At 65.1% G+C, this 25,836-nt stretch carries 28 protein-coding genes and 1 pseudogene; 10 read left to right on the forward strand and 19 right to left on the reverse strand.

Annotated features, from left to right (window positions below):
- Positions 1 to 82 precede the first annotated feature (82 nt).
- The 3 genes from MHN84_RS26210 to MHN84_RS26220 all read left to right on the forward strand — a co-directional run bounded on the left by MHN84_RS26210 (position 83) and on the right by MHN84_RS26220 (position 3,978).
- Entirely contained in the window at positions 83 to 1,318 is a 1,236-nt protein-coding gene (locus MHN84_RS26210; protein ID WP_046365433.1) for a bifunctional alpha/beta hydrolase/OsmC family protein, read from the forward strand.
- Positions 1,315 to 2,751: an NAD(P)/FAD-dependent oxidoreductase gene (locus MHN84_RS26215; protein WP_046365434.1), complete on the forward strand. Its 1,437-nt coding sequence runs from the start codon at positions 1,315 to 1,317 to the stop codon at positions 2,749 to 2,751. The genes MHN84_RS26210 and MHN84_RS26215 overlap by 4 nt, the downstream gene beginning before the upstream one ends.
- Before the next feature lie 141 nt (positions 2,752 to 2,892).
- A complete protein-coding gene (locus tag MHN84_RS26220) occupies positions 2,893 to 3,978 on the forward strand; it encodes a diguanylate cyclase (protein WP_046365435.1) in 1,086 nt (361 codons plus the stop codon).
- Here the strand turns inward: MHN84_RS26220 and MHN84_RS26225 are convergent.
- Positions 3,975 to 4,949, reverse strand: coding sequence for a LysR family transcriptional regulator (locus MHN84_RS26225; RefSeq protein ID WP_046365436.1), 975 nt, complete (start codon positions 4,947 to 4,949; stop codon positions 3,975 to 3,977). The genes MHN84_RS26220 and MHN84_RS26225 overlap by 4 nt on opposite strands.
- A gap of 293 nt (positions 4,950 to 5,242) precedes the next feature.
- Here MHN84_RS26225 and MHN84_RS26230 point away from each other — a divergent pair, with 293 nt between their 5' ends.
- Together MHN84_RS26230 and MHN84_RS26235 are read left to right on the forward strand one after the other, a co-directional pair.
- Positions 5,243 to 5,911 (forward strand): RraA family protein, encoded by a 669-nt coding sequence (locus tag MHN84_RS26230; protein WP_073695036.1) that lies wholly within the window; start codon positions 5,243 to 5,245, stop codon positions 5,909 to 5,911.
- A 105-nt stretch (positions 5,912 to 6,016) separates the two neighbouring features.
- Positions 6,017 to 6,865, forward strand: a complete 849-nt coding sequence (locus MHN84_RS26235) for a patatin-like phospholipase family protein (protein WP_043988169.1) — start codon at positions 6,017 to 6,019, stop codon at positions 6,863 to 6,865.
- 76 nt (positions 6,866 to 6,941) lie between these two features.
- Here the strand turns inward: MHN84_RS26235 and MHN84_RS26240 are convergent, their stop codons facing one another.
- The 8 genes and pseudogenes from MHN84_RS26240 to MHN84_RS26275 all read right to left on the reverse strand — a co-directional run bounded on the left by MHN84_RS26240 (position 6,942) and on the right by MHN84_RS26275 (position 13,731).
- Positions 6,942 to 7,616, reverse strand: a complete 675-nt coding sequence (locus tag MHN84_RS26240; RefSeq protein WP_082133499.1) for a sigma-70 family RNA polymerase sigma factor — start codon at positions 7,614 to 7,616, stop codon at positions 6,942 to 6,944.
- A 142-nt stretch (positions 7,617 to 7,758) separates the two neighbouring features.
- Positions 7,759 to 8,265 (reverse strand): YkgB family protein, encoded by a 507-nt coding sequence (locus MHN84_RS26245; protein WP_046365446.1) that lies wholly within the window; start codon positions 8,263 to 8,265, stop codon positions 7,759 to 7,761.
- A 289-nt stretch (positions 8,266 to 8,554) separates the two neighbouring features.
- Positions 8,555 to 9,289 (reverse strand): cutinase family protein, encoded by a 735-nt coding sequence (locus MHN84_RS26250; protein WP_110798042.1) that lies wholly within the window; start codon positions 9,287 to 9,289, stop codon positions 8,555 to 8,557.
- Positions 9,290 to 9,896: 607 nt separating this feature from the next.
- Positions 9,897 to 10,574, reverse strand: coding sequence for a flavodoxin family protein (locus MHN84_RS26255; protein ID WP_046365437.1), 678 nt, complete (start codon positions 10,572 to 10,574; stop codon positions 9,897 to 9,899).
- A gap of 746 nt (positions 10,575 to 11,320) precedes the next feature.
- Positions 11,321 to 12,106 (reverse strand): annotated as a pseudogene (gene pdxS, locus MHN84_RS26260) (pyridoxal 5'-phosphate synthase lyase subunit PdxS); the annotation flags it as partial.
- A gap of 68 nt (positions 12,107 to 12,174) precedes the next feature.
- Positions 12,175 to 12,570: a hypothetical protein gene (locus MHN84_RS26265; RefSeq protein ID WP_241207413.1), complete on the reverse strand. Its 396-nt coding sequence runs from the start codon at positions 12,568 to 12,570 to the stop codon at positions 12,175 to 12,177.
- A gap of 25 nt (positions 12,571 to 12,595) precedes the next feature.
- Positions 12,596 to 13,468, reverse strand: coding sequence for a phosphoadenosine phosphosulfate reductase family protein (locus MHN84_RS26270; protein ID WP_241207414.1), 873 nt, complete (start codon positions 13,466 to 13,468; stop codon positions 12,596 to 12,598).
- 107 nt (positions 13,469 to 13,575) lie between these two features.
- Positions 13,576 to 13,731 carry a hypothetical protein gene (locus tag MHN84_RS26275; protein ID WP_241207415.1) on the reverse strand — a complete coding sequence of 52 codons (156 nt, stop codon included), beginning with the start codon at positions 13,729 to 13,731 and terminating at the stop codon, positions 13,576 to 13,578.
- Positions 13,732 to 14,001: 270 nt separating this feature from the next.
- Between MHN84_RS26275 and MHN84_RS26280 the strand changes: the two genes are divergently transcribed.
- Entirely contained in the window at positions 14,002 to 14,916 is a 915-nt protein-coding gene (locus MHN84_RS26280) for an MPT63 family protein (RefSeq protein WP_241207416.1), read from the forward strand.
- Positions 14,917 to 14,974: 58 nt separating this feature from the next.
- On the opposite strand, the gene MHN84_RS26285 is transcribed toward MHN84_RS26280, so the two are convergent.
- A complete protein-coding gene (locus MHN84_RS26285; protein WP_241207417.1) occupies positions 14,975 to 15,475 on the reverse strand; it encodes a hypothetical protein in 501 nt (166 codons plus the stop codon).
- A 95-nt stretch (positions 15,476 to 15,570) separates the two neighbouring features.
- Here MHN84_RS26285 and MHN84_RS26290 point away from each other — a divergent pair, with 95 nt between their 5' ends.
- Positions 15,571 to 16,761, forward strand: a complete 1,191-nt coding sequence (locus MHN84_RS26290) for a hypothetical protein (RefSeq protein ID WP_241207418.1) — start codon at positions 15,571 to 15,573, stop codon at positions 16,759 to 16,761.
- Positions 16,762 to 17,030: 269 nt separating this feature from the next.
- On the opposite strand, the gene MHN84_RS26295 is transcribed toward MHN84_RS26290, so the two are convergent.
- From MHN84_RS26295 to MHN84_RS26315, 5 genes are all read right to left on the reverse strand, one after another.
- A complete protein-coding gene (locus MHN84_RS26295; protein WP_241207419.1) occupies positions 17,031 to 17,453 on the reverse strand; it encodes a hypothetical protein in 423 nt (140 codons plus the stop codon).
- A gap of 164 nt (positions 17,454 to 17,617) precedes the next feature.
- Positions 17,618 to 17,884 (reverse strand): helix-turn-helix domain-containing protein, encoded by a 267-nt coding sequence (locus MHN84_RS26300; protein ID WP_179474377.1) that lies wholly within the window; start codon positions 17,882 to 17,884, stop codon positions 17,618 to 17,620.
- Between the two features lie 399 nt (positions 17,885 to 18,283).
- On the reverse strand, positions 18,284 to 19,045 hold the full coding sequence (locus MHN84_RS26305; protein WP_241207420.1) for a Fic family protein: 762 nt from the start codon (positions 19,043 to 19,045) through the stop codon (positions 18,284 to 18,286).
- Between the two features lie 4 nt (positions 19,046 to 19,049).
- The gene (locus tag MHN84_RS26310) at positions 19,050 to 19,241 is read right to left on the reverse strand and encodes an antitoxin VbhA family protein (RefSeq protein WP_241207421.1); all 192 of its coding nucleotides are present in this window, start codon (positions 19,239 to 19,241) and stop codon (positions 19,050 to 19,052) included.
- A gap of 144 nt (positions 19,242 to 19,385) precedes the next feature.
- Complete coding sequence (locus MHN84_RS26315) at positions 19,386 to 20,018, reverse strand: thermonuclease family protein (protein WP_241207422.1); 633 nt, start codon at positions 20,016 to 20,018, stop codon at positions 19,386 to 19,388.
- Between the two features lie 120 nt (positions 20,019 to 20,138).
- Here MHN84_RS26315 and MHN84_RS26320 point away from each other — a divergent pair, with 120 nt between their 5' ends.
- Positions 20,139 to 20,555 (forward strand): hypothetical protein, encoded by a 417-nt coding sequence (locus tag MHN84_RS26320; protein ID WP_241207423.1) that lies wholly within the window; start codon positions 20,139 to 20,141, stop codon positions 20,553 to 20,555.
- Positions 20,556 to 20,599: 44 nt separating this feature from the next.
- Here MHN84_RS26320 and MHN84_RS26325 read toward each other — a convergent pair whose 3' ends face one another.
- The 4 genes from MHN84_RS26325 to MHN84_RS26340 form a co-directional block, all read right to left on the reverse strand.
- A complete protein-coding gene (locus MHN84_RS26325; RefSeq protein ID WP_241207424.1) occupies positions 20,600 to 21,208 on the reverse strand; it encodes a protein kinase in 609 nt (202 codons plus the stop codon).
- 155 nt (positions 21,209 to 21,363) lie between these two features.
- Positions 21,364 to 23,226, reverse strand: a complete 1,863-nt coding sequence (locus MHN84_RS26330) for a hypothetical protein (protein ID WP_241207425.1) — start codon at positions 23,224 to 23,226, stop codon at positions 21,364 to 21,366.
- Between the two features lie 96 nt (positions 23,227 to 23,322).
- A complete protein-coding gene (locus tag MHN84_RS26335) occupies positions 23,323 to 23,697 on the reverse strand; it encodes a hypothetical protein (protein ID WP_241207426.1) in 375 nt (124 codons plus the stop codon).
- 53 nt (positions 23,698 to 23,750) lie between these two features.
- The gene (locus MHN84_RS26340) at positions 23,751 to 24,884 is read right to left on the reverse strand and encodes an XRE family transcriptional regulator (RefSeq protein WP_241207427.1); all 1,134 of its coding nucleotides are present in this window, start codon (positions 24,882 to 24,884) and stop codon (positions 23,751 to 23,753) included.
- A 202-nt stretch (positions 24,885 to 25,086) separates the two neighbouring features.
- Between MHN84_RS26340 and MHN84_RS26345 the strand changes: the two genes are divergently transcribed.
- Both MHN84_RS26345 and MHN84_RS26350 read left to right on the forward strand, forming a co-directional pair.
- A complete protein-coding gene (locus MHN84_RS26345) occupies positions 25,087 to 25,422 on the forward strand; it encodes an AbrB/MazE/SpoVT family DNA-binding domain-containing protein (RefSeq protein ID WP_073682040.1) in 336 nt (111 codons plus the stop codon).
- Positions 25,419 to 25,745, forward strand: coding sequence for a hypothetical protein (locus MHN84_RS26350; RefSeq protein WP_241207428.1), 327 nt, complete (start codon positions 25,419 to 25,421; stop codon positions 25,743 to 25,745). Before MHN84_RS26345 ends, MHN84_RS26350 begins: the two co-directional genes overlap by 4 nt.
- The last annotated feature ends 91 nt before the right edge of the window (positions 25,746 to 25,836 follow it).

Raw genomic sequence — 25,836 nt, forward strand, 5'->3', positions numbered from 1 at the left:
GTTGTCCGTTAGGTCGGCATCGCGTGACGAACTGTTCCGTGTAGTACATTCACCGAAGGTCGTTATGAGCCCAGGAAGGCGTATGAGCACCCCAACCAGAACGGTCTTCCGCGGCAGTAGCGCAGAGTTGGTCGGCAAGCTGGAGTTGCCGAGTGACGCCCCGACAGCGTGGGCTTTGTTCGCGCACTGCTTCACGTGCGGCAAGGACAACTCTGCTGCAGGCCGGATCTCGCGCGCACTGGCGAGTCGGGGTGTCGCAGTACTGCGGTTCGACTTCACCGGCTTGGGGGAGTCCGACGGTGACTTCGCCGCGACCGGCTTCAGTTCCAACGTCGAGGACTTGGTCTGCGCTGCAAACCATCTCCGCGATCAGTTCAGTGCCCCGGCAGTTTTGATCGGGCATTCCTTGGGCGGGGCGGCCGTCTTGGCCGCCGCGCCGCAGATTCCCGAGGTTCGCGGAGTCGTCACCATCGGAGCCCCGGCTGACCCCTTCCATGTCGTCGGAATGCTCGGCGACGTGACGCCCGTCGTCGAATCGGGTGAGGCCACGGTGTCCATCGGGGGGCGACCGTTTCGCGTGCGTCGCCAATTCCTCGACGACATCGCGATGCAACCGCAGCGCGAGCGCATTTCCACCCTCGACGCCGCCCTGCTCGTCATGCATTCCCCAGTCGACCAGGTGGTGTCGGTGGACAACGCGCGAATCATCTTCGACACCGCGCGCCATCCCAAGTCGTTCGTCGCTCTCGACGGCGCAGACCATCTTCTCAGCGATCGGGCCGATGCCGAGTACGCGGCGAACGTCCTCGCCGCATGGGCGAGCAAGTACGTGTCGAACCCCACGACCACCGCCGGACCGATCACCGACGATCCCGCCGAAGGTGCCGTTCGGGTCGCCGAGAGCGGTCCCGGCAGACTCACCCAGCAGATCAGCGCGCGTCGGCATCGGCTGACCGCGGACGAACCCGCCCCCGTGGGTGACGACGCCGGACCGACGCCGTACGACCTTCTTCTGGCCGCGCTCGGTGCCTGCACGTCGATGACGGTGCGGATGTACGCCGATCGCAAGCAGTGGCCGCTGGAACGCATCGTCGTCGATTCGCGCCACTTCCGAATCCACGCCAAGGATTGCGACGAGTGTGAGACCGCCACGGGGATGGTCGACCGGATCGAACGCGACATCACCCTCATCGGCCCGCTCGACGCCGACCAACGCGCCAAGCTGCTCGACATCGCCGACCGATGCCCGGTGCATCGCACCCTTCGTTCCGAAGTGTCCATCCATACCGCTGAAGCACCAAGACAGAGGCTGACATGACCCAAGATTCAGAATTCGACGTCGTCGTCATCGGCGGCGGCCCCGGTGGCGCCTCAGCGGCGCAGTACCTCATCGCCGAAGGCCTCGACGTGGCCTTGATCGAGGAGCGCCTCATCGGCGGCGAATGCCACTACTGGGCGTGCAATCCCACCAAGTCGCTGCTGCGTCCGATCGAGGTATTGGCCCTGGCGAAGGCCGTTCCCGGCGCCCGAGAAGCCGTCGGAGAGGGCCAGCTCGACGTCGCAGCCGTCTTCGCGAAACGGGACACCATCGTCGACCACCTCAACGATGACGGCGCCACCGCTGGGTTGCAGCAGAGTGGGCTGACGGTGTTCCACGCCCGCGGGCGGCTCGCCGGCCAACGGGAGGTCACCGTCACCCACCCCGACGGCCGCGAGGAGACCATCCGGGCGCGGCACGCGGTCGTGCTCGCCACCGGCACCCGCCCCGCCATCCCCGACGTACCCGGACTGGCCGACGCGCACCCCTGGACCAACCGGGACCTCGCGACCATGACGCACGTGCCACCACGAAGCCTGATCATCGGTGGCGGCGTCGTCGCCGTCGAGTTCGCCACCATCCTGGCTGGCCTTGGCTCCAAGGTCACACTGCTTGCGCGCGGCGACACCCTGCTGCGCAACTCCGAGACCGTCGCCAGCGAAATGGTCACCGAGTCGTTGCGGCGCAAGGGAGTAGACCTTCGCTTCCACGCTCACCCATCTGGCGTGGCCCGACCGGTTGCGGGCGGCGCCGTCAGCGTCACCGTCGGTGACGAGTACATCGAGGTCGACGAAGTCGTCGTAGCTGCGGGACGGACGGTCAACACCGATTCCCTCGGCTTGGAAACCGTTGGGTTGCATGCCGGAGAGTTCGTTGCCGTCGACGACCATTTGCAGGCACTTGGAGTGGACGGCACCTGGCTGTACGCGATGGGTGACACCACCGGGCGTGCGCTTCTCTCGCATCTGTCGCAATATCACGCAGTCGTGGTTGCCGACATCATCGCCGCCCGCGCGCGAGGCCGTCAGCTCGCGGACGACGAACTCATCGCCCGCGACCCGCACAACCTTCCACAGGTCGTGTACACCGACCCGCAGGTCATCGAAGTGGGACGAACCGAAAGTCAAGCGCGCGCTGACGGATTCACGGTTACGACGAGCACCGCGCGTTACCCGGAAGCCGTACCCGACCTCGCCATCTTCCGCGACGGATTCGACGCTTGGGCGAAACTGGTCATCGACGCCGACACGGACACCCTGCTCGGCGCAACCTTCGTCGGACCCGAGTTCGCCGAACTCGCCCAAGCGGCCACACTCGCCGTCGTCGCCAAGGTCCCGATCGAGACACTGCGTCACGTGGTGGCGCCGCACCCGTCGGTCAACCAGGTCTGGAACCCGCTCCTCGCCCGGCAACGGGGACGTACAGCCGAGTAGGCCGCTCGGTCTTGGGAAGTCGACTTCCCTGGGAGGTAATACAGCTGGCGAACCGGGGGTTGCCAAACCATTCACGAAAACGTGCATTGCGTTTCCGGCCCTGCTCATAGGCGAGAAGGGTTACGGACAAATGGTGGGCAGGTGACGGGGCCAATAGACGCTGAACACTACGAGTGGGTCACCGCCTTCATGCACGCACGCAACGCGACGCTCATCACCCGTCTCTTCGTGGCCGCCACCTCGCTGGCGATGTCAGCGGCAACGCTGGTACTCCTGATCGGCGCCGGCGGCCCGCAGCACCAGCCGGCGCAGACAATGATGTGGCTCGCCGTGGGCGGAGGAGTCGCGGGTGCGGTCTTATGGCTATTGCGGTGGCCCTCTCGAATGCAGTCGATGGGGTTCGCTGCGATTGCCACAGGGTCAATCGCGTTGGCCTGCTTGGCCTACCCTGACCATTTGGCGGCACTTCTGGGATGCATTGCGTTCACCACCATCGCCGCCTACGTGGCATTCTTCCACTCGCCTTCCATGGTTCTCGGTGTCTTCCTCGTCGTCGCGGCGGTAGCGCTGAGCCAAGTCATCGAGCTGGCCGACGACGGACGCATCGCGCTGGCAACAGTCGACCTGTTCTTGGTGCTGCAGGCAAACCTCGCCGTGGCGATATCCATTTGCAGTCTGCTGCGGACAGTGAAGGGAGACTTGGCCGCTGCCGATCTCGACCCCTTGACCGGACTTCTGAACAGGCGCGCCTTCCGCATGCGGATACCGGGCCTGCTCTCCCATCACCAGAGCGCGAGAGGCGGATACCTGCGCATTGCACTGGTGGATCTCGATGACTTCAAGTCTGTCAACGACACCCACGGACATGCTGCCGGCGACCGAGCGCTGGTGGCGGTCGCCGGCGCACTCCGATCTGCCTCCGCACCGACTGCCGTCATCGCACGCAGCGGCGGGGAGGAATTCCTCATTGCCGATGTCGCGCCTTCACACCGCGACGTGCTGCACTATCAGCGCATCTGTGCGGCGATCAGGGAACTGCCCATGCCCGTCACGGCCAGCATAGGTACGTCGTGTGTGGCGCTGGACTCGCTGTCCCGCCATGTCCTGGACGAGGCCATGGAAAACTTGATCGGCGCCGCAGACATGGCCATGTACCGCGCAAAACGGAACGGCGGCAACCAATGTCACCATCATGGCGTATGGCGCCCTGCCCCGCCCAACGACTAGCGAGCGCCGACAGCTTCAGTTTCCGTCGTGCCGTCAGCGGTCCCGCCTGCCACCGCCGAGCGGTGCGGGCCATCCATTGCCGCGATCAACAGAGCCAAATCTCGACGTCTCGACGAGGCCGGCCATCCAGCCCACGTCCGTCGCACGAGCGGCTCGCCAGCCAGCGGCATCCACAACAACGAGCTGGGAAAGCAATGCAGATATCCACGCGGAACCAGCGCGAACCGCCCACCCATGCTCAATTGGGCAAGCTTCACCTCCGGCACCTGGCCCCTGGCATCAGCAGTCTCTGCACCGGCCCCGATTCCGTGATTGCGGAGGACGGCCACCATGTGGTCATGCCATGTCGGACTGTCGGACCTCGGGAAACCGAGCCACTGCAGACTCCCTAAGTCGTCCAACCGTAGGTCAGCCGTGCCCAGCCGCAAACGATGAGCTTGCTCGGTGGCTACCAGGACACCCAAGGGTTCCTCGGCGATAAGAGCGACATCGAGGTTCTCACCAGTAGGCCGCTCTCGTATAAGCGCTAAATCCAACGTGCCTCTCCTCAGCGCTTCCAGTTGAGCAGGACAGGGCAGTTGCGAGAGCTGGACAACCGTATTGCGAAAGCGTGAGGCCGCCAGCTTGGAGAGTGCATCGGTAAGCGGCTGGATCGTCATCTCAGCAGGAACGGCGATCCGCAATGGAGCGCCGACATCCGGCGAGATGTTCGCCACCTTGGCTAGGACCGTTTCGAACCGGCCAATCAAGGTGCGTGCTTCACTCAGCAATACGGCCCCCGCCGCAGTTGGTGATGTCCCGCCTGGCCCCCTCACGAGCAGGCGCACATTGAGGGATTCCTCTAGCGCCGCGAGGCTTTGGGACACTGCAGGTTGGCTCACGTCCAGGCTGCGAGCTCCCGCCGACAGGCTACCGGCCTCAGCCACTGCGACGAACGCACGCAGATGCCGAATGTCGATCCGCGGCTCCATCTAGCGATATACCCCTCCGGCGTCGTACCCGGCGTCTACTAGGGGTGCAAGGCGTAGGGCGGAGACACCTCGGTCGTAGAGTTGCATCTGCAGGACCTCCTTAAACCTCGGGCCGCATGGTTTTCGCGTCTCGCCAAGGATCTGAGCTGTCAGCGGTGTCGTGACGTCCGAGTTTCATACCGGTGTTTGGATACGACGCCAGCCCCACGCTCCAGTATGAACGGCAGTTGCCGTGATACTGTACCACTCCGTACACTGTCGGCGCGGCCGCCATCTTTGAGGCAGGAGTACAAGTGTCAACGTCAAACCGAACCGAGATCCGTGAACGCTTCCTTCTAGTCGAAACCGCCAACGTCTCTGACGTATTGGATTCCATGGGGTTAACCAATCGGGCCCTGTCGGCCGACTTTGTGCCGCGTTCGGGCACGCATTTGGCAGGCTGGGCTTACACGATCAGTGGCGATTCGATCAGCGGTGGCCCCCCGACCGACGAACTGAAGGTGCAAGCGTGCGCCGGAGTGCAGGACGGCGACGTCACGGTGTGGTCGGGGTCCGGAAACGGCGCCTGTTACTTCGGGGAGTTGATCGCTCTGGGTCTTCAGTCGCTCGGCTGTCGCGGTGCCCTCGTGGACGGCGGAGTGCGCGATATAGCCTGGCTCGAGCAGGCTCAATTCAGCACCTTCTCCACCTACCGCACGCCTATTCAGTCGATCGGGCGATGGCAGGTGCAGAGATGGGCCCAGCCGATCCTCCTTCCAGGGGCCAACGTTGAGGCTGTGACCGTTAGCCCCGGCGATTTCGTCCTCGGCGACATCGACGGGGTGGTGGTCATTCCTGCTGAGCATGTCCTGCAGGTCCTAGAGCGTTCAGAGGCGGTCACCGAGCGTGAGCGGGACATCAGGGTCGCCCTTCAACAGGGCATGAGTCTGCAAGACGCGATTGCGACCTTCGGCTCCATCTAGCAAAACATCTGCGTAACAACCGATTCAGACATAGCAACGCTTGGGACCCGCAGGATGCTCGAAACGTCGACGTGCGCCTCGCCAGACGTCCATAATCGCACGATCATGGTTACCGCATTCGTGCTTTCCGGAGGGGGGAGCCTGGGCGCGGTACAGGCGGGGATGCTCCTCAGTTTGTTCGAGGCGGGCGTCACGCCGGACATGGTCGTCGGCACGTCAGTGGGCGCATTCAACGGAGCGTGGGTAGCGGCCCGACCCGATGTCGCCGGAACCAAGGATCTAATCGGTGTGTGGCACTCATTGTCCAAACGAGACGTGTTTCCCACCCGCCTGAGTACCAGCGTGCTCTGCATCCTCGGGCGACGCCGACACTTCGCATCCGGTGACGGATTACGACGCATCCTTGATCAGCACCTACGCTTTCAGCTACTCCAGGACGCCCCCACGCCGTTTCATTGCGTGGCAACCGACGTGCTGTCAGGGGAAGATGTGCTGCTCTCGTCGGGAGATGCGGCCGACGCCATCGCCGCAAGTGCGGCCATACCCGCGATCCTTCCGCCGGTGTGTATCGACGGCCGGGACCTGATGGATGGTGGCGTCGTCAACAACACCCCGCTGTCGCATGCCGTGGGACTCGGCGCCGACGTCATCTACGTGTTGCCAACCGGCTACGCGTGCGCTCTGCGATCTGCACCCAAAGGCGCGATGGGTTTGGCAATGCACGCAATGACGATCGCGATCAACCAGAGGCTCGCCAACGATGTCGACCGCTTCGAGGGCGCCGTCGACATCCGTGTGATCCCACCGCTGTGCCCGGTTCGCGTGGCGCCAACGGATTTCTCCCAGGCCGCGTCGCTGATCGAACAGTCCCACGCCGCCACCCATGACTGGCTGCGGCGCGCACATAGTGCGGTGGGGCAGGCCTCTCTGTTGGAACCGCACCGGGACAATTGATGACCCGTGCCACCGCCAAAGGCGCTGGACACCAACGGGTTACGATCCAAACACCGATGCCCACTGGTGGCGGCGACTATAGGCCAGAGGGACGTCGAGGTGACCGGGCTCTTGGACCGTTCGCGTAGTCAGCCAGCTGTGCGCGCAGTCGAATCCGGCTCCTCGATAGGCGGGAAGTGACCGTTCCAAGTGGAATCCCCAGGAGGATCGCGGTGTCGGCATAGGTGAGACCCTCGACGCCAACGTGGTACAGCACTTTCTGGAACCCCTCCGGCAGCGACCGCAGTGCTTCTTCTATTCGGCGGTCGGACAGACCGTCCAAGGCCTCGTCTTCCGCCGAGCGCGCGAACCGTGCCGAACGAGAAGTAATGCCAACGATCCCGATATCAGCAATTGCAACGACGCTAAAGGCCTCTGGGCGCCGTTGCTTCAGCCGGTGGGAGCTGATCCAGCGGTTGTGCATGATCCGATAGAGCCACGCCCTCAGATTGGTGCCAGGCTGGAAGCGGTCGAATCCCAGGAATGCGTTCATCATCGTGTCCTGAACCAAATCCTCCGCATCAACATCCCGGCGTGTGAGTCGCCGGGCCGAGCAGAGGAGCGCGGCACGATAGGGCAGGGCTTCACGTTCGAACCGCTCGGCAAGCGCCGGTGCCGACCCAGCTGGACACCTGGCGTTGGGCGTATCTCGACCCCTGTGCCCCGGATTCGGCAGTGCCTCCGCGCCGTACTGAAGCGGTAGGTCTGTCATTGTGCCGAGATGCTCACGTAGTGGCCCGTCTTGCCTATTCCTATGTGTGACGACAATTGACTTTCCTTTATCGGACCGATGATCGCGTCTGTGTGCTGGGTACGTACACCTATTCACGCAGCGATTTGTTGGCACCGGTATGTCAGTGCGGTGTGTCTCCACGATCGGCAGTCATCGACGCACTCGGGGCGATAGCCTGTAGGGCGTCTGCGAGCGTCAAAATCGAGACTCCCAGTAGGACGATGTCCTTGATAAGGAACTGGCCGGTCATCGACAGGAGCGGGAATCCGCCGGCCGACGCCTCGCCCACTCCAGGAGTGGTGAAAAGAAAAGTCAGGGTGCTCACGAAGAGCAGAATTGCCAAGAGGCTCCCTGCCACCGAGATCGCAGGAAACCACGGCTTTACGACCAACAGTAGAGCGGTGACGATCTCGACGATGCCCAGCATCAGCGAAAAAGCGTCAACGCTGAACAGGTGATACATCCAACCCATGAAGGGACTATTCGACACCAAGGGTTGGATGTTCTGCGCCTCGTATGTGTGGAATTTCAGAATTCCTATCCACCCGATGACACCCGCCAAGCCGTAACGCGCGACGATATTGCCCACAGAGCTAACCGCAGACTCGGCATTCGACAATCTAGCCATGACGACTTTGATATCCGTAGCCATTAGTTATGCCTTCCGTTCTAGAATTTCGGGGACTGTATACGTCTAATATGCCTGAGTGGGGCACATCGTATTACTTTGGCGGATATGAACCGCATGTAAATGCACTTGCGACTGCCTTCAGGGCAAAAGATACACCGGAGCTATAGAGGGTGCGACCGCATGTCGGCTGATAGATGATCGTCTAGAAGTAGTGCTTTTACTTAGGTATCACATTCGCTTATGGCGGTTGTTTCATTCGGCGTTGCATTTCAGAAAGAGCGCACACTCAAGCGGTCGGAGTCCGCGTCAGTGCACCAACGGCGAACTCCGCTGCCTCTACCGCCATCCCGTTGTCCTTGTAGGCGCTGTGTGCTGCGCGATCTCGGCCGCCGGGAGAACAAACCGGATCGCCTGTTTCGCAGAGCTGGATCGTCCTGGCCAGGTAGGGATTGCCGATGACGATGGGTGGTGCGTTGCGCTGGAAGAGGGCCATGAAACCGGCCCCTGGGGTCCCAAAGAGTGCCACCGCGGCGATGTGGTCAGCCATCGCCGCGGGCATGGGGCCCGTGATGCCGGTCGGGAGTTCATAGTCCACCGGGATCGTGTCCTCGAGGGTATAGCCGACCACCGCGGCACCCTGCGAGTAACCGCCGAGGACGATCTTCGTGCTCGGGCAGGTAGTCGCAACGGACTGGACCTTGTTGCGCACGTCGACGATGCCTTCGGCTGCGTGTTTAAAGTCGAGCGATGCAGGATAGTTCGCCGCGTACACGTCCATGGACTTGCCGCCTAGGCGGTCGCTCACGGCGTCAACGAAGGCTTGCCCGGTCGCACCCACGCCTGGCTGTTCAAACGTCCCCCGAGCAAAAATCATCTGAACACTCGGACAGTCGGGTTCCGCTTCTGCGGTCCCAGTGGCCGGGGAAAATGGCGTGAGCATCGCAATGACGGAAAGGCCTGCGGCGGCGAACCTTCCGCAGGGTTTCGGTCGACTGCTGCGGTGTGCGGCGGCACTGATCATCATGATTGTTCCTTTGCAGATGTCGTATGCGTCGAGGCGTGGCATCAGGCGGCTGGGATCGACGGGTGCAAGCGAGTGGCGTTCGTGAACTTGAGAGGGTCGTGGTTACCGCCGTCCGCGGTCGCTTGTGAACCGATACGTGGGGATGAAACGGCCTGCCGTTGCCTTGGTTTGACTGGTATGGCGGTCGCCTCCATCCGTGTCCTCGCTGGGCTTGCGGTACTCGCGATTCTGTACCGCGAACTGTACTACGGGGTACATCCACTCGCCCGGTGGTGTGGCTGTCGCCATCGTCGATGAGATCGAGGCCATGATCGAGGTCGCCTCCCGATGTGAAAGGCATTGCGGCCAAGAAGATCCGAGAAGTCAATCGCCCGTAATCCGGCAACGTCACCCGTCGACACGAAGGCGGCTATGCCGAGTGGCACTGCGGTCTACCTTGGTGAACACGTGAATGGCTCGCACGCCGACTGGGGTAAATCGCAAGGGTCGACGGGCACTGGTGCGCAGGGGCGCTGTGACGATCGAGACCTTTTGACTTGAAGTCCTTAACCGTTCGCCTCTTTGTGGCGGGGCGGCGCCTTTGGGTTGAAGGCAATGCCTGCAATCACCGGTATTCGGGGTTGGCAAATCCGAATCGTGAACCGGCATCCCACTCTGCGCGTTGATTGCCGTACGCGGGAACCCCACCGGCTGAGCGCAGCAACGATGCGATGTGCATCAGGTTGTAGGTCATGAAGGTGGTGTTGCGGTTGGTGAAATCGTTGTCCGGGCCGCCGGACCCTTCGTCGAGGTAGGAGGGGCCCGGCCCGGCCGGGCCAACCCAACCCGCATCCGCTTGTGGCGGAATGACGTAGCCGAGATGCTGCAGGCTGTAGAGAACGTTCATCGCGCAGTGCTTGACGCCGTCCTCGTTACCGGTGATGAGGCACCCGGCGACGCGTCCGTAGTAGGCGTACTGCCCAGCGTCGTTGAATAGTCCCGAGCAGCCGTAGAGTCGCTCGATGACCCTCTTCATCACTGAACTGTTGTCGCCAAGCCATATCGGCCCGACAAGGACGAGGATGTCGGCGGCGATGATGCGTTCGTAGAGTGCGGGCCAGTCGTCGGTGTCCCAGCCATGCTCTGTCATGTCTGGATAGACGCCGGTGGCGATGTCGTGATCGATGGCCCGTATCTCGTCCACGGCGACGCCGTGCTTTTCGAACAGGGCGCGACTGATGTCGGCCAGACCTTGGCTATGGCTGCGCTCAGGCGACTTCTTCAAAGTGCAGTTGACGAACATCGCCCGTAGGCCATCAAAGGCAGGTGCTGCGTCGTCGTCTGGCGTCGCGATCTCGTTCACGGTGAGGTTCCCGTCTCGCTAGGCTTGCCCAAAATTGGACTGTGTGCGGCAGACTGTACTACGAGGTACACGGATGCGTCGCTGTTCGTGCCGGATGGACTCACCAAGCCCGCCATGACGTTGCCATCTCCGATCCTGGTCTGTGGAAAGGGCTGCAGCCGTGTCCTTCCGAGCGGACATCCGTCGACCTCCGATGGAGGCGGCTGAGTCCCGCGGTAGCCATTGGGCTCTGCAGCGGATCTCGTGCGTTGGCTTGCCGACCGAGGGCCACCGACTGGGTTTTACGCGTCGTCGAAAACGTCAACGAGAGTCGAGAGCCCACCAAGATGACATGGCCGGGTGGACCGCAGATCGTTCTTCGGTGCTGGTGATGCTCGCACCCCCAAGGCCATGTCCGGGAAAGACAGAAAGATGTCGGACTGCCCGATGGTGAATTGCGTCCCGCCGTAGCTGACTGAGCCGCGGGCCGACGCCAGGGAAATCCCGGAAAACGTCAGGCTGAGCGCAGTCGAGCAGGGCCCGAGTCGTCGATCCGCCAGCCGCGTCGTGGATCCTGCGGTTCCGGAGCAGCTTTGGCCGCCAGGGACGTGATCTGGCGGCCAAAAGTGCAACCGCCAGGGTATTTGGCGATGATGATGCAGCGACGCGCTACTTTCGTGGTGGAGTTTCGACGCGCCGGCGGTCCGCTACCAGCCGCGCTCGGCGAGCCGATGAGGCTGCGCGATGTCCTCCACGTTGATTCCGACCATCGCCTCGCCGAGTCCGCGTGACACCTTGGCCAGCACGTCGGGGTCGTCGAAGAAGGTGGTGGCCTTCACGATCGCCGCGCCGCGCTCCTCGGGGTTGCCCGACTTGAAGATGCCCGACCCCACGAAGACGCCCTCGGCGCCCAACTGCATCATCATCGCGGCGTCGGCCGGGGTGGCGATGCCACCGGCGGTGAACAGCGTCACGGGCAGCTTGCCAGCCCGCGCCACCTCGACCACCAGGTCATAGGGCGCCTGCAATTCCTTGGCCGCGACGTACAGCTCGTCCTCCGACAGCGAGGTCAACCGGCGGATCTCGCCACCGATCTTGCGCATGTGCGTCGTGGCGTTGGAGACGTCTCCGGTGCCAGCCTCGCCCTTGGAACGAATCATGGCCGCGCCCTCGCTGATACGACGCAGCGCTTCACCGAGGTTGGTCGCACCGCACACGAAAGGCACGGTGAACTTCCACTTGTCGATGTGGTTGGTGTAGTCGGCCGGGGTGAGCACTTCGGATTCGTCGACGTAGTCGACGCCGAGGCTCTGCAGGATCTGCGCCTCCACGAAGTGCCCGATGCGCGCCTTCGCCATGACCGGAATGGTCACCGCCGAGATGATGCCCTCGATCATGTCGGGGTCGCTCATCCGCGACACCCCACCCTGAGCGCGGATGTCGGCGGGCACGCGCTCGAGCGCCATCACCGCGACGGCGCCCGCGGCCTCGGCGGGCGTCGTCGGGGATGGCGGGCAGGACTGGTGCGGGGGTGGTCATGGTGGTCTCCTTCCGAAGGGACTCAGGCAGCGTTGACGTAGGCGTGGTCGGTGAACAGCACCGCCGGGGCGGTGTGCACGCCGTGACCGGTGCTGGGCAGGTAGAACTCGGGCCGTTCGTGCGGGCGGTATACGACACGGGTGGGGTGGTCGATGGTGACCTCGCTCAGGCGGCCGGCGATCCAGGCGTGCACCTCGCGGGGTGCGCCCTGGGCGATGCGCTGCTGCGCGGTGAGGCCGACGTGCATGGCGCAGTCGAGCAGGCCGACGACCTCGGCGTGGGCGACGACTTTGCCCTTGTGGGGACCGTCGAGAGCTTTGATCGACCAGGCGGCCTTGTGGAGGTTCTTGTACACCGCTACGCGGCGGGCGGCGTGGAAATCTCGGCCCTGCACGGGGTGAATGATGTTGGCGGTCATGGTCGCTCCTGACTGGCGTGGGTGGTCATGCCCCGATGGGGTGCAGGTCCGCGAGTGCGATGAAGGCGCCTTGCTCACCGGCTTGGGATTCGGCGATGATGTCGGCCATCGATAGGTCGGCGCGAAATCGGTGACCGGTCTCGGCTTCGACCTCGGCGTAGCGGCGGGCCAGCTCGGGGTTCAGGCGAGCCGAGCACACCAGGTCGGCGCGGGACGCTAGGAGGCAGAACCTGCACGACAGGCGTGACATGCCTTCGATGTAGGCCCGGTGGGGGCGGGTGCCGGCGGCGCGGATGCGCTCCCAGACCTGTTTGGTGGACCAGTGGTGGATGGGGTACCAGTCATCGACGCGGCGACGTCCGTTGGAGGCGGCCGTGTTGGGGGAGTAGGCCAGTCGGCGGGCGCGGGCGCTGCTCTCCTCGGCGCGAAGGCCCATGACGTTGAGCAGGTGCACGGGGCGGCCGGCGACCTGGCCGCTGTCGCGCAGCTCGGCGACCAGCTTGGTCATCACCTTGCGGATCGGACCGCGCTTGAAATCCGATGTGCACCAACGCTGGGAGGCACTGGGCCAAAGTCGGCGTTGCTGAACGTGATCCAGGATCGTGTAGAGGGCTCCGTTGCGTTCGCGGCGGGCCAGTTCGAATCGCAGGCCGTAGTGGGTGGCGTGCTCGGCGGCGAGTTCGGGCACGCCATCCCATTCGGCCTCGCCCAGATCGGCATGCACCACCACGACGCGGTGGAGCACTCCGGCCCGGCGGGCGGCGGCAGCCACCACGTCGAGGCTGGCTTGGGAGTCCTTTCCGGCGCTGGAGTTGACCAGAATGACGTCGTAGCAACGCAGGTCAGGCACGTCACCGACGGTGACGGTTCCCTGCGGGCGTTCAGTGGTGGCGGTCATGGCGTGCTCCGCGGCCTTTCTGTATGGGTGCCTTTAGCCTACCACTAACGGATGGCTTTAGCCACCCGTATATGCTCTGAAAGTGATGCGCGGCAGTGTATTTCGTGCTAGCGGCGCTCAGCAGCCTTGGTCGGCGGATCGGGGCGTAGGGCGACGTTCGGCTTGTCCTGGCTGTCGTTGATCCGGTTGAGGCGGCGTCGGCGGCCGACGACGGGGCTGCGGGCGACGCGGCCGCGGCTGCGCCTGGGTGCAAGCCGGCCCACCGGGATGCGAGCCAGGACCCGGCATTCGACCTGGCCTGGTCGCCCATCTAGGGGTGCCGCCAGAGGCCGTGTTGCAGGCGACGTTGCAGCGGATGTCAGAGGGGATGTTGCACACGAGGTGGCGGGCGGCCCGCCGAAGGGGTGCCGGCACCCCGCCTCCTCGGTAACCAGCGTGTTTGGCCTCAGCGGCTGATAGCTTGCAAAGAGGACGACAGTTTTCTGTCGGGAACCTGGACGACGGAAGACGACAGCGACAGGAGACTCAAATCCGTGAAGACCTCAACCGTCTCCGCCGCGATCGCCTCGACAGCACTAGCTGCGGCGCTGGGGCTCTCGGGCGCGCCAGCGGTGCTGGCCGAGCCCACCACGACGACCCTCGGCAGCCAGGCCGAGCTGGTCAATGGCGACGTGGTGCAGGGCTGGACCGTCAAAGACCTCAAGCCCAGCAGCGATGTGATCCCGCATCGGGTCTATGGGGTGCTGTGGGAGGCGACGGCCACCGACACCGCCCTCGCGGGGTCGGTAATCCCGATCGTGTCGAACTTCAATGCCCGCGCCCGCAACGGCGAGACCTACCGCGTCCTGTTCGGTGCGGCCACACCCCAGGGCGTCAACCCTGCCACGATCGCTCAGGGCCAGCAGACGACCGGCAAGCTCTACTTCGACGTGACCGGGGCCGAGCCCGACAGCGTCGTCTACAACGCCGGCGGCACCGATCTGGCGGTGTGGGTGACACCGGCGCCAGCACCGCGCGACGGTGGGGCCAGTACCGGAGCAAGCCGCACACCCGGCACCAGCTCCTCGGGCAGCGGCTCGGCGGCCGCGGCCGCGGTCCCCACTGAGCAGGAACCAGGCCTGGTGCCTGCCACACCAGCCGCCAGCGGCGCCGACGGTGTCCCCCAGGGAAGCTCCGGGGCCCCGCTGCCCGGAAGTTCGGGCACCCCGTTGCCCACGGGCAGCACGGGCACCCCGGTGGGTGCTCCAGCGCCGGAGGCTGCCACCGCTGAGGCCCCCGGCAGCTCGGGTACGCCCGTCGAGGGGCAGCCCCACGGTCCAGCCCCGGCCAGCCCTGCGCCCTCAGCGCCGCCAGCACAGGGCCAGCCCGCCGCGGCGATACCGTCAGAAGCACCACCGGCCTCGGCGGCGCCGGCCACCACAGCGGTTGTCCCGCCGCCTGGTGCGTGACGGACGAAGACCGCAGATCAGCCAGCTCGCAGCTGTTGAGCCAGCGAGTGGCGAGGAGTCAGTGCCGACCGTAGTCACCGGCCGTGGCGTTGAGGGCCACTAGCCCGGCCTCGGTAGGCCAGTAGTCGGCGGTGTTCGGAGTCGCGGCCTGGGGCGCGGTGGCGACGTCGTGGATGCGGGTGTCGTTGAGGTTGACTCGGATCGGGGCCGCATCGGGCGCGGTGTCGATCTGCACGACGGGCACGCCGTCGTCGGCAACGTACTCCCTGATGCGGGCGGGCTGTGGCAGGCCCCGGAATCGGGCCAGCGCGGCGGTGGTGGCGGCTAGGGCTTCCTGCAGCGTGTGCAGGTCGTCGTCGAGGGTCAGGATGCTGTGGGTTAGCAGTCTGTGATCCATGACGCCGAGGTGATCGTGCAGTCGTTCGGCCAGGATCAGCGTGGCGCGGGCGTCGGCGAGCTGCGCGACGGCGGTGGCGATGGCGTCACGGGCCCGGTCGAAGGTGTAGTTGCGGCGCAGGGCGCTGAGGTCGGCGGCGTGGGCGTCGGTGTGATCGGTCACCGGCGTTCTCCAATCTGTCTCGGACGGGCGGGTGCCTTTAGCCTACCATGGGTGGTAGGCTATAGCCATCCACCCCTCGAGTTTGCGGAGGACCTATGTTCAACACGGGCGCAATGGAATTGGAGATCCCGGGGATCGCCGATGGTGCTCGGCGTCCGTCCGTCGTGGTGTCCTACGGCCTCGGATTGGACAGCACCTGTCTGTTGTTGCGGTGGTTGACCGAGCCGCAGTCCCGGGATTTCGACCTGGCCGACATGGTGGTGGCGGCGGCGATGACCGGTGATGAATTCGCCTCCACGGCACGCGATGTGGAGAAGCATGTGCTTCCGCTGTTTCGGGCCAACGGGGTGCGCTACATCCAATGTGCGCGGTCGGAGCGGACCACAACGAGCAGTGGGGACGGTGTGGTGATCCTGGATGATTCCACCTGTCCGCAGCAGCTCCACATAGACGGGAACTACCGGCTGTCGACCGAAATGATCACTGCTGGAACGGTTCCGCAGCTCGGCGGTGCCCGCAAGTGCTCGGTCCACGCGAAGGGTTGGGCACTCGATCCGGTGATCACCATGGTTACCGGGGGTCAGCCCTACCGGCACGTCATCGGTTTCGAGGCCGGCGAACAGCGACGCGCGGATAAGGACCGGATGTACAACAACTCGCGCCGCACAGGATGGTATCCCCTGATCGAGTGGGGGATGGATCGACAGGCCTGCGCTGAGTATGTGCAGTCCAAACTCGGCACGTCCTGGTCCAAGAGCTGCTGCACGTTCTGCGTCTATGCCATGTCGACGGCGGCAGGCCGGGCCAACATGGTGCAGCGCTACCGCCGGGAGCCGATGGCCGGCGCGAAGGCGATGTTCATGGAGGCGGTGTCGCGGCGACTCAACGAACGCCAGACCCTGATCGCGGGAAGCAGTGTGGCCCAGATGATCTCCGAGGCCGGACTGGCCGAGGTCGAGGTGGCCTTCCACCGGCTGTGGGATGAGACCGACTTCGCCGTCTACGAGGTTCGCCGGGTCACCCCGTCGGGCCGTGAGGGCCGCAAGGGCGTCACGGCGCGGTCGGTGCGCCGCCTGGCGTGCGGGTCACGGGCCGACATGGATGCCCACCTGGCCGAGCTGCCCGGCCGCCGCGACATCGGCGGTGACCGCATCGTTCGGCACCGCCTTGCCGCGGCGGCGAACTGCGAGCACTTCTTCGTCGTGGCTCCGGCGGTGGTGGACGACAAGCAGCGCCCCTCGTTCGAGACCTTGTGGGCGCAGGCCAACAGCGACTTTCTGTTCTGAGCCTGACCCACGCGTCGAGCGGGAGCGGCCTGCCCATGCGGGCACCGATCCGTCGGCGCTTCTCCTTGTCCAGGCCACGTCTGGCCTCGGGGCACGTCACGCAGCCCACCGTGGGGCGCGGCGGCGACCGCGCGGCCCTGTGTGCAGACCGCCCCTCACACCACCGGGATTGCGGCAGGCGCTGGCCTTTCCGAGTGGAGGGGCGCGTTCCGCGGGCGTGAGGGTTTGAGGTCGCGGCGCGGGCCTGTGAGTGCGAACCGCCGGGTGGATTATCCGGTGCGCAGAATGTCGGTGACGCGCCACTGCACCGCGGCCCAGTCCTCCGCGGGGAGGGCGTCGACCTCGGGTGACCAACCGGTGTCTGCGTCGATTTGATAGCGCAGTTCGCTGAAGCAGACGACCTGTCGGATCGTGCCCTGGCTGGCCAGGTTGTCGATCTGTTCAACCACCTCTCGTGCAAGACGGTCGATTACCAGCCAGTATTCCGCCGGGCGGCCGGTCTCGCGGAGCAGGTCGATGTGGCGCACCACGTGGTGCCCGACGAAGGTCTTGCCGTTGGTGTAGCGGACCCGGGCCAGCGGCTGCCGGTCGGACGGCGAGACTGCCGAGTACGGCTTGACCGCAGCGACGTACACCACATCGCTGGCGGGCGCCTGCCGGGAGTCGGGTGGGTTGTAGTCGAACGGGTTCACGGCACCAGCACCCCTTCCATCCGTTGGACGCTGCGCACTGAGGTGTGCAACACCTGGTGCCGACGGGTCGGTGTGCTGCGGTCCATGGTTGATCCTTATCAGCAGGGGCCGACATCTCCGGGTGGGAGCGTCGGTGTCGGGGTGTTCATCGCCGCAGATGTGGGTCAGACGCCGTGGGCGAGCTTTTCGATGCTGGTGTCGAGGGCGTCGGCAATCTTGGCGAGGAAGACGAGAGTGGCCGCGCGGTTGCCCTGCTCCACGTGACGCAGGAACACTCGGTCGATACCGGCCTTTTCTGCCAATGCCCGCTGCGACATGCCCAGCTTTTCGCGTCGGGCGATGACGTTGGCGCCCACGATCGGAAGGACGCGCTCAGCCACCGAGGTGTCAGGGTCGGGGCGGGACTTGGCGCCGGTCGCGGTGGCGGGCATCGATGCTGGTTCCTCTCGGGTCGTTGGGTAGACCTGCTGTGCTGAGCCTACCCCAGAGCGGGTGGCTAAAACCACCCGATTGCGAGAATGACTGACATGAGCAAGGGCAGTCGCGGCGGGGGCGGAACCGGTGACGAGGTGGTCGTTGTCGGTGGTGTTCCGTTGCGCCGCAACCGTGATGGGAGCTGGTCGGAGCCGCCGTATCCGGCGGTGTGCGCTAATGGTCACGAGCTGGGTCCGTGGCCGCGTCACGATCGGGGTAAGCCACTGTCGGTGCGGGATTCTGCACCGCACCGCGCAGTGCAACGAGTGCGGGGCGACCTACTTCCTGCCTCCTCCGGGCGACCGCTGTGAGTCCACGGCGCTGGACGGGCGCCACGGGTAGGGGAGGGCCGGCGGTCAGAGGTGCAGCCCTCCGGGGCCAGCGGGGCGCTCGGAAGTCTCGCGTAGCGATTGTGCCCACTGCTGCTCTCGCTCACTGAGCTGTTCGGACTCGCGCTTGTGCACCGTGTCGAGCAGCAGTGCGATCAACCGCGCGTACCCTCGGGTGGCGTGTCCGTGAAAGCGGGCGCCGACAAACTCTTCTCGGCGGTTGAACAGCTCTTGGCCGTCCAGCTCGTAGCCGTATTTGCGGCAGACCTGGTGGAACAGAATCGTCTGGCTTCGGGTGTTGCCTTCACGGAATGGGTGGATGTTGTCCAGCCCGCCCCAGTAGGTGGCCATGAGTGGAATGAACTGGTGCGGAGCCTGTTTTCGCGGGTCACTTAGTTCGAAGTCGAGCATGGTGAATTGGGAGGCCGCGCGGTTGGCGACCTCCGGGCCTGGGTGATAGCGGTACTTGACCCACGGTGCGGTGCGATCGTCGGGGGCGAAGTTGACGACATCGCGCCACTGTTTGGTCATGGCGAACTTCGGCACTGTGCGGGGTGTGCCCGCCCAGTCGTAGACGTCACCGAAGATTTTGCGGTGTATGCCGCAGTAGTAGTTGAGGTCGATCACGTCGGCCTGGTTGTCCTCGGTGATGATCTCGGCCATGCGCACCAAGCTGATCCGCGTTTCCGCCTCGCGCAGTGGCCAACTGTCTTTGATGTTGAGGCGATTTTTCAGAACCCCTGGCGCATCGGGCCAGAAGTAATCCTCCCACTGGTCGTAGGACGCCAACGTGCTATTCGGCGGGCTGACCGAACTCCGCGATGACCTCGGCGACGGCCTGGTCGTAGGTCAGTTCGCCGCGGCCGATTCGGTCGAGGAGGTCCATCGCGCCGTGCGAGACGTCGTGGCCGGCCAGGCCGCTTGCGGCCACGGCGATGGTCACGGCCTCGTCGTGGGTGGGCGGGCGCTTGGGCGCGGTGGTCATGGTGCTCATTGTAGGTGCTCCCCTTTGATTCGTGCCGCACCAGAGAGTCAGCATTGCCGCTGGTGAAGGCGGGTGTTCAACCGTTTCCAGGATACCACATGCGGATGGCGATGGCCTCCCATTATGCGGGGTTGTCGGTGTGGTTCAGCGTTGTGCTGCACAGGCTTTCGGGTTCCACAGTCCACGTTCACGCTCGGCAGCGGAGGCTTCGGCATCCTGGAACCGGCGCTGGTAGCGGTAGGGCGTGGAGTAGGTGTACTCGTTGGCGTATCCCCCGGTGATGAGGTCGAGGTTGATGAGGCGGCCGTCGAGGGTCCAGACATAGGCCAGGCGGCGGCCGTAGCGGTCTACGCTGTCCTGGCTGGGATCGTCCTCTAGGTACACCAACTGTCCGGTGAGGGCGTTCTTGGTGAAGTCGGAAGCCTCCTGGGCGAAGCACTCCACCGGAGAGCGGGGGTCGAGCAGTTCAGGGGTGTCGACGCCGATCAAGCGGACCTTGGTGTCACCGTTGTCGGTTTTGACCGACAAGGTGTCACCGTCGACCACACGAGACACCGGTACGGGCCCGGTGAGGGTGTCTGCGGGCGGTTGGGCGGGGTAGTCGGGGCCGTCGGTTGGCGGCTGCCCGGCGACGGAGGGTACCTGGCATGCCGCCAGAAAGATGGCGCCGGCGGCTCCGGCGAGGATACGCAGGTGGCGGGGCGGGTTGCGTGCAGCAGTCCGCGGTGCGGCGCTGTCCGAAGGGCCACCACGTGATGGTCGTTCCTGCCTGTCCATGCGGGTCAGAATAGTGCATCGTCAGTCATTTGGGGAACGGTTCGTAAACACGTCTGTGCGGGTTGGTGTTAGCGTCTTCGTGTGGCCCGTCTCGTATTGCACAGTGTGCGGGGATTTCCGGTGACGGACTTTGCCGCGCACTTGCCCCTGGAGCTGCGGGTGAGCGGGCGTCTGCGTTCGACGGTGCCGGGCCGGTTCTGGTTCTGTGAGATTCAGCCAGCCGTGGTGTGTGCGTTGGGTGAGGGCGTCGAGCGCGATCACATCCATCCTGACCTGCTCAGCGAGGACCGAGGGTCAGTCACGGTCTCGGCGGTGGTGCTTACCCCGGCCGCGGGCAATCGGGTTCTGCAGTCCGGGATTGTTGACTTTCCAGTGCATGTGGCGGCGGTGCTAGACCCCGCTGTGGAGGTGTCGGGGGTGATGGACCCCGACCGGGTCGGGTATCTGGGGTGCGCACTTGTTGACGACGCTGACGTGGCCGCAAGCAGCCAGGCTGTGCTGGAGCAGCAGGTTCGGGCACTGCCCACCCGGTGGTGATCCCCCGGGCTGCCTTGCAGCGCGTTTAGAGGCGACGACCGGGGTCAGGAGTGCTTCGACCACCAGTCGTAGAGCTGAGGGAGCGTGGGGCCGCCCTGAGTGGATTCAATGCTGGCAAGCAGTCGCTCGCTGTCGACGGTCCAGCCGATCCGGGGATGCCCCTGGGGGCTGGTGCCACACACCAGGGTGCCGACGGGCACGTCGAGTGCTGCGTTGCGGCGCCACGGGCCCGGCGAGAGGTAGTTTCCCGGGCAGACGAGAACTGTTGTGCCACTGATGAACTGGTCGAGTGCGGCGGCCAGGGCATCGGCGTCCTGGTGGAGGGTGAATCGCGAGGAGGTGTTCGGGGCGTCGATGTTGGGACCGCACTCAGCGGCGCTGCGATTGTCAGCGGGAACCGGCTTGCACGCCCCCGGCGGATAACCGGCTGGCAGAAGTGACACAAGCCGGGGATCGAGCCGCGGAGGCGCCGCGACAGTCGCGGAGGGGGAGGCCTGGTCGTCTAAGTTTCCGGGCTGGTCGGTGGTGCCGGGCTCGGGCCAGAAGACCACGGCGGCAGCGGTGACGGCAGCAACGGCACCGACGGCGAGCAGCCAACGGCGGCGGTGTCCTGACTGGTTCGCGGACTGGGGTGGTCGTACGACGTCGATCACAGGGGGCGAGGAAGGGCCTTGGGGTCGCAGCGTTTCCGTTGAAGTCCGCGGCGGATCGTAGGGCGCGGGCTGTTCCCCGGGCGCCCAGGTGAAGAACTGACTGAGGACTGGTAACGGTGCGGTGTTGGGGTCCTCGCCCCGCGTTGGCGCTTCTTTCACGCGACGTGCCCATCGCTCGTGCGCTGCGTGCGCCAGTTGGCGTCGAGCATGGCAGCCAGCCCGTCATCTCCACGGCCGCGAAGTAGGGCACCGACGTCTTCTTGTCGACAGTCCAAGGCCGCCGCGAGCGCTGCGGCGGGCTTTCGAACCGCGTGGCGGTCCAAGGCCGCCGCGAGCGCTGCGGCGGGCTTTCGAACCGCGTGGCCGAGCAGCTTTTGCAACCGAGCCTTTCCGGCCTCGCCGGCGCCCACGCGGACCACCTCCAGTGACCCATCGGCCACCCTGAACACCAACACCAGCGTGTCACCGGGGGCTGCGTTGACCGCGACGGCGTGGGCGCGCAACGAACCGATCCCAACACCGCTTGTCGACGCCAGCTTCCAAGACAGCGTGACCGACCCGTGTGGACTGGTGAATGTTCGCTGTCGGCCCGGGCGGACGCCAGCAGCGTCGGCCACCGACGGGTGGACCGTCTGGCCCGAGCCGCGCAGCACCTCCGAGGTGACGGGTAGCGCGACACGAATCTCGTTAGCCCCGTTACGGAAAACGCCACGGACCGTGTTCAGCGGCGGCAGCGCCGGCCAGCCATCAGCCTTGGTCCGGCGCCGTACAACACCCTTTTCCACGACGAACTCCAGAGTGCTGAGATAGGCCCGGATCGACGCCTCGCTGATATCCGGATACCGTGCCCGAAGCTCGTCGATCACCGCGGTGACCCTGGCCTTGCCGCCGCCGGCGTCGATGCGTTCGCCGATCGCATGCGCGGCGTTGACGTACTCGGCAACGTCCCACTCCCGCAGCCCCCATGTGCTGCGGCTGGTGCGAACGAATCGGTCGTGCTTGGACAGAACCGCTTTGACACGCTGCAGGCTGGTGCCTGCGGCCGCGCCGGTTCCGATGGTGGCGAGGATGGCTTCGGCGGTCGCCGGGGCTCCGAGGACGTGCAGCGCCGCTTCTGTCATGTTGGCGGCGGTATCACCTGACCAGCGCACCCAAACATCGCCGAAACGACGCAGACTCATCTGGCTTTCGAGAAAGGTCAGGGCAACCCCGGTCGGCATTCCCAGGCTCGTCAGCGCGCGCAGCAGCGTGTCGGAGGTGGGGGCGGGCTGGGCATCGAACACTGCCTCGACGGCGGCGATCACCTGCGCGCGTCCTCCACCCGGCGGCGTCGAGGTGTCCTCCATCCAGCCGTCACGGCGGGCATACGGGCCGGCGACATGAAGCAGGACCTCAGCAGTCTTGCTCGCGGGTTCTACGCCCAGTCGGCGTAAGTCGAGGTGGACCGCTTCCACGGGAAGATACGGGCCCAAGCGTTGCCGCACTTGATCGGCATGCTCGCCAACCTCCTGGTGTGCCGGATCGGCGAGCAGCTCGGCGAACCGCGCTCGCGCCCGGCGCAGGTTGCGGCCCACCGAGACAGCATGCACACCCAGGCGCTGGGCCACCACGTGTTGAGGAACCGGGTCCAGCGCCCACACCTGGGCCGACAGGATTTCACGGTCGAAATCGTCGAGCTGCCCGAGCAGGCGGGCCACCGCGGCATCGGCTCCGACCCGGCCGGCGGCGATCGTGTCTTGCCGAATTTGCACGGCTCGTTGCGCGGCCTCGATCAAGGCACGAACTGCTGCCGCGCCCAACTTGGGGCGCAACAGCAACGCCTGGGGAGTTTGGTCCGCCACATCGGCCCAGCGAGGGAACTCCTTGGCGTAGGCGCTCAGTCGCCGGGGTAACCGCGCGTACGGAATGGTGAACGAGCAGATGCTGTCGAAGCCGGGAACGAGGTCGCGCAGGCGCGTGTGCAGGGTCGTCTCGCAGCGCCACCATTTCGGATCGAGAAGCTCATCGAGTGGTGGCATTTTGCTCAGCACCCGCGTAGACATCGGGACCGAACCGGCACTTGCGGAGCACTCCAGGCGCGAAAACGTGCCAACTGGTATCCGAGCATCCAGTTCTCATTCGAAGTCACTTGCGGTCAATTCGCGGGGGATTGCCCACAAGACGTCGGGTTCCTGCCTGAACCGGGCGCCCAGGATCATCGGCCACTGCCACGGTAGGCACGGGTAGAAAATCGGAATTCCTGACGCGGCGGTTTGCTCGCGGTGCAGACGCGGCTCAGCGATTGCCACTGCGGGGGTCAGGCCCGGTGTGAAGCGGATGTCGGTGCGTAGAAGCTCAAACAAGATCCCGGGTGTGTCTTCGGCCTGGTCCTTCTTCGTGACGACAGTGGCTCCTCGTGCAACCCAATCGTCCCAGCGTTCGTTGAGCGTCTTAACGGTCTCGTCCGGGAAGTAGAACGCCAAATTCGGTGTGGAAATTACGCCAGTCATGAGCGGTTACAGCCTCCGTAGTTGTTGTGTTGCAATTGGCCAGGTCGACGGCTTCACTCGCCGGAATGATCCGTTTCCTCGCGGCGCAGCGCCGCTTCGGCGCGTTCGAGCAGCGTCCCGGGGAGATTGTCGGGGGTGGGTGTGGTGGAGACGGCGGCAGCGACGGCGTTGTCGATGGCGTTTGTCGTCCAGCCCAGCGTGGGCGAATCAGGGGCCTGATCCCACGGCGTGTCGAGGTCGACAGTCACCGACACTGGAACCGGCAGCTTGAGGGCCGCTAGCTCGGTACGAACCGCGGCTGCGGCCCGCTCGCCGTAGTCGGCGAGTTCGGCACGGTGCTGTGCTTCCACCCGTTCACGAAGGGCCTCCAGGGCCGCCAGCGCGTCTTCTTCGGCTTGTTCTTCGGGGGTTAGTGGGATGGGATTCTCGCGCTGGGCGGCCTGCCATGCCGTGATCTCTTCATCCGTTGGCAACGGCGGGGGAGGTCCTGGGATGACCTCAATGCCCTCGTCGATGGCCCACTGCAGCGTCTGCGGGTCCTTATCGTAGGTGTAGATGACGCCAGGCCGCACGGCGGTCTCCCGGCGTTGTATCTCGGCTTCGGCGTTGTCGAGTTCGTTGAACCAGTCCGAGGCGTCATTGTCGAACAACAGCCGCTCGGGGTGAAGCACGACGGTCACCGGTTCGGTGCGGTGGCGCCACAGATCCCACTCGTCGTGCCCTACAGCGGCGCGCAGTGCGTCGCCAACCACCGCGGCTTCCCAGGAGCCGGGACGGCCGGCCAGGATCGCGTCGATGCCCCCGGCGTTGGCGGCCGCCCCGGCCAGTGCATCGGTGACGAATGCCGCCCAGTCGATCGCCAGCGCAGCTCTGGGGTCGGGGTCGGGCTCCCATTGGCCCGAACTCATTTGGCGCATCGGTTGATTCGTGAGCCGACTCGCTTCAGTGAGCACATTGATGGCGTCACGCAGCACCTCATCGTAGGGCCGTGGAGCGTCAGTGTCGGCGTCCAGATAGTCGGTGTCGTACAGGGCTGCCGATAGGACCTCGCGATATGGGCGGCCGATCACACGCGCCGTAGCAGCCAGATTCACGCGGTCCGGGAGCCGTCGGACACCGTTGATCCGCCATTTGCGTAGGTTCTCGCGCGTGACGCCGATGCGGCGGGCCAGCTCAGACTCGCTCACCCCGTGAGCGTTGCGGTACCTGTCAATCAGCTCGACCAGGCGAGGGGTTGCCATGCCGCCAAGTATTCTGCGAAGCTATGACGGAGTCAAGTGTCAGTATGCGCTACCGCCTACTGTGAGTTGACATAACGGAGCTTATCGGTAATGCCGCTTGGCTGAATTACCGCTTTACAGCATTACGGCATTATGGGATGATGGAGCTATGGCTTTCCATGGTTTCGTGGCGGTCCAGGGCCGCGGTGTCGTTGCTCTGCCCGCCGAGGTTCGGCGCCGGCTGCACCTCGATGAATCGGGGGCTCAAGTCGAGATCACCGAGCGCGAGGACGGGGTGCTTGAGCTTCGGGCGGTGCTACCGATCCCGGCTGATCAACGGTGGTTTTGGCAGGAGCGCTGGCAGCAGCGGGAGAAGGAAGTCGACGAGCACGTGGCGGCCGGGCGGGTCACCGTTCACGACGACGGCGGCGCCTTGCTGGACCATCTCGATCAGCTTGACGCCCAGGCCGACGAAGCGCGGGCCAAGGCCGAGCCCGAGTCGTGAAGTTCGAGACCACACCGGCGTTCGATGCGGACTACCGCAAGCTCAAGGCTGAGCACCGAACGGCCTTCCGCGACGTGGTGAAGACGAAGTTCGTCCCAGCCTGCGATGCCTACGCCGCCGATCCGGGGACCCCATGGCCGCGGTCGCTGCGCGTCAAGGCCGTGCACGGCGCGCCCGGCATCTTGGAAATGACGTGGTCGTTCGCCAGTCCCGACGGGCGAGCCACCTTCGAATTGGTAACCGTCAACGCCGAACTGCGCTGTCGGTGGCGCCGCGTCGGAGACCACTGTCCGTTCTCATTGAATCTGGGGCACATTTACTAGTCTGACCTGCATTGCCCCAGATTGGATGAGAATTTCGATCGCGACGTTTCTCATTGAATCTGGGGCTACCCTGCTTCCGCGCCCGGCTGCG

The organism is Mycobacterium sp. PSTR-4-N (assembly GCF_022348085.1).
Taxonomy (GTDB): Bacteria; Actinomycetota; Actinomycetes; order Mycobacteriales; family Mycobacteriaceae; genus Mycobacterium.

Excerpts from the sequence above, each read along its gene's own strand:
- MHN84_RS26210 (WP_046365433.1), top strand. The coding sequence starts at position 83 with ATGAGCACCCCAACCAGAACGGTCTTCCGCGGCAGTAGCGCAGAGTTG.
- MHN84_RS26215 (WP_046365434.1), top strand. The coding sequence starts at position 1,315 with ATGACCCAAGATTCAGAATTCGACGTCGTCGTCATCGGCGGCGGCCCC.
- MHN84_RS26225 (WP_046365436.1), bottom strand. The coding sequence starts at position 4,949 with ATGGAGCCGCGGATCGACATTCGGCATCTGCGTGCGTTCGTCGCAGTG.
- MHN84_RS26235 (WP_043988169.1), top strand. The coding sequence starts at position 6,017 with ATGGTTACCGCATTCGTGCTTTCCGGAGGGGGGAGCCTGGGCGCGGTA.
- MHN84_RS26240 (WP_082133499.1), bottom strand. The coding sequence starts at position 7,616 with ATGACAGACCTACCGCTTCAGTACGGCGCGGAGGCACTGCCGAATCCG.
- MHN84_RS26245 (WP_046365446.1), bottom strand. The coding sequence starts at position 8,265 with ATGGCTAGATTGTCGAATGCCGAGTCTGCGGTTAGCTCTGTGGGCAAT.
- MHN84_RS26250 (WP_110798042.1), bottom strand. The coding sequence starts at position 9,289 with ATGATCAGTGCCGCCGCACACCGCAGCAGTCGACCGAAACCCTGCGGA.
- MHN84_RS26255 (WP_046365437.1), bottom strand. The coding sequence starts at position 10,574 with ATGTTCGTCAACTGCACTTTGAAGAAGTCGCCTGAGCGCAGCCATAGC.
- MHN84_RS26265 (WP_241207413.1), bottom strand. The coding sequence starts at position 12,570 with ATGACCGCCAACATCATTCACCCCGTGCAGGGCCGAGATTTCCACGCC.
- MHN84_RS26270 (WP_241207414.1), bottom strand. The coding sequence starts at position 13,468 with ATGACCGCCACCACTGAACGCCCGCAGGGAACCGTCACCGTCGGTGAC.
- MHN84_RS26290 (WP_241207418.1), top strand. The coding sequence starts at position 15,571 with ATGTTCAACACGGGCGCAATGGAATTGGAGATCCCGGGGATCGCCGAT.
- MHN84_RS26300 (WP_179474377.1), bottom strand. The coding sequence starts at position 17,884 with ATGCCCGCCACCGCGACCGGCGCCAAGTCCCGCCCCGACCCTGACACC.
- MHN84_RS26310 (WP_241207421.1), bottom strand. The coding sequence starts at position 19,241 with ATGACCACCGCGCCCAAGCGCCCGCCCACCCACGACGAGGCCGTGACC.
- MHN84_RS26315 (WP_241207422.1), bottom strand. The coding sequence starts at position 20,018 with ATGGACAGGCAGGAACGACCATCACGTGGTGGCCCTTCGGACAGCGCC.
- MHN84_RS26330 (WP_241207425.1), bottom strand. The coding sequence starts at position 23,226 with ATGCCACCACTCGATGAGCTTCTCGATCCGAAATGGTGGCGCTGCGAG.
- MHN84_RS26335 (WP_241207426.1), bottom strand. The coding sequence starts at position 23,697 with ATGACTGGCGTAATTTCCACACCGAATTTGGCGTTCTACTTCCCGGAC.
- MHN84_RS26345 (WP_073682040.1), top strand. The coding sequence starts at position 25,087 with ATGGCTTTCCATGGTTTCGTGGCGGTCCAGGGCCGCGGTGTCGTTGCT.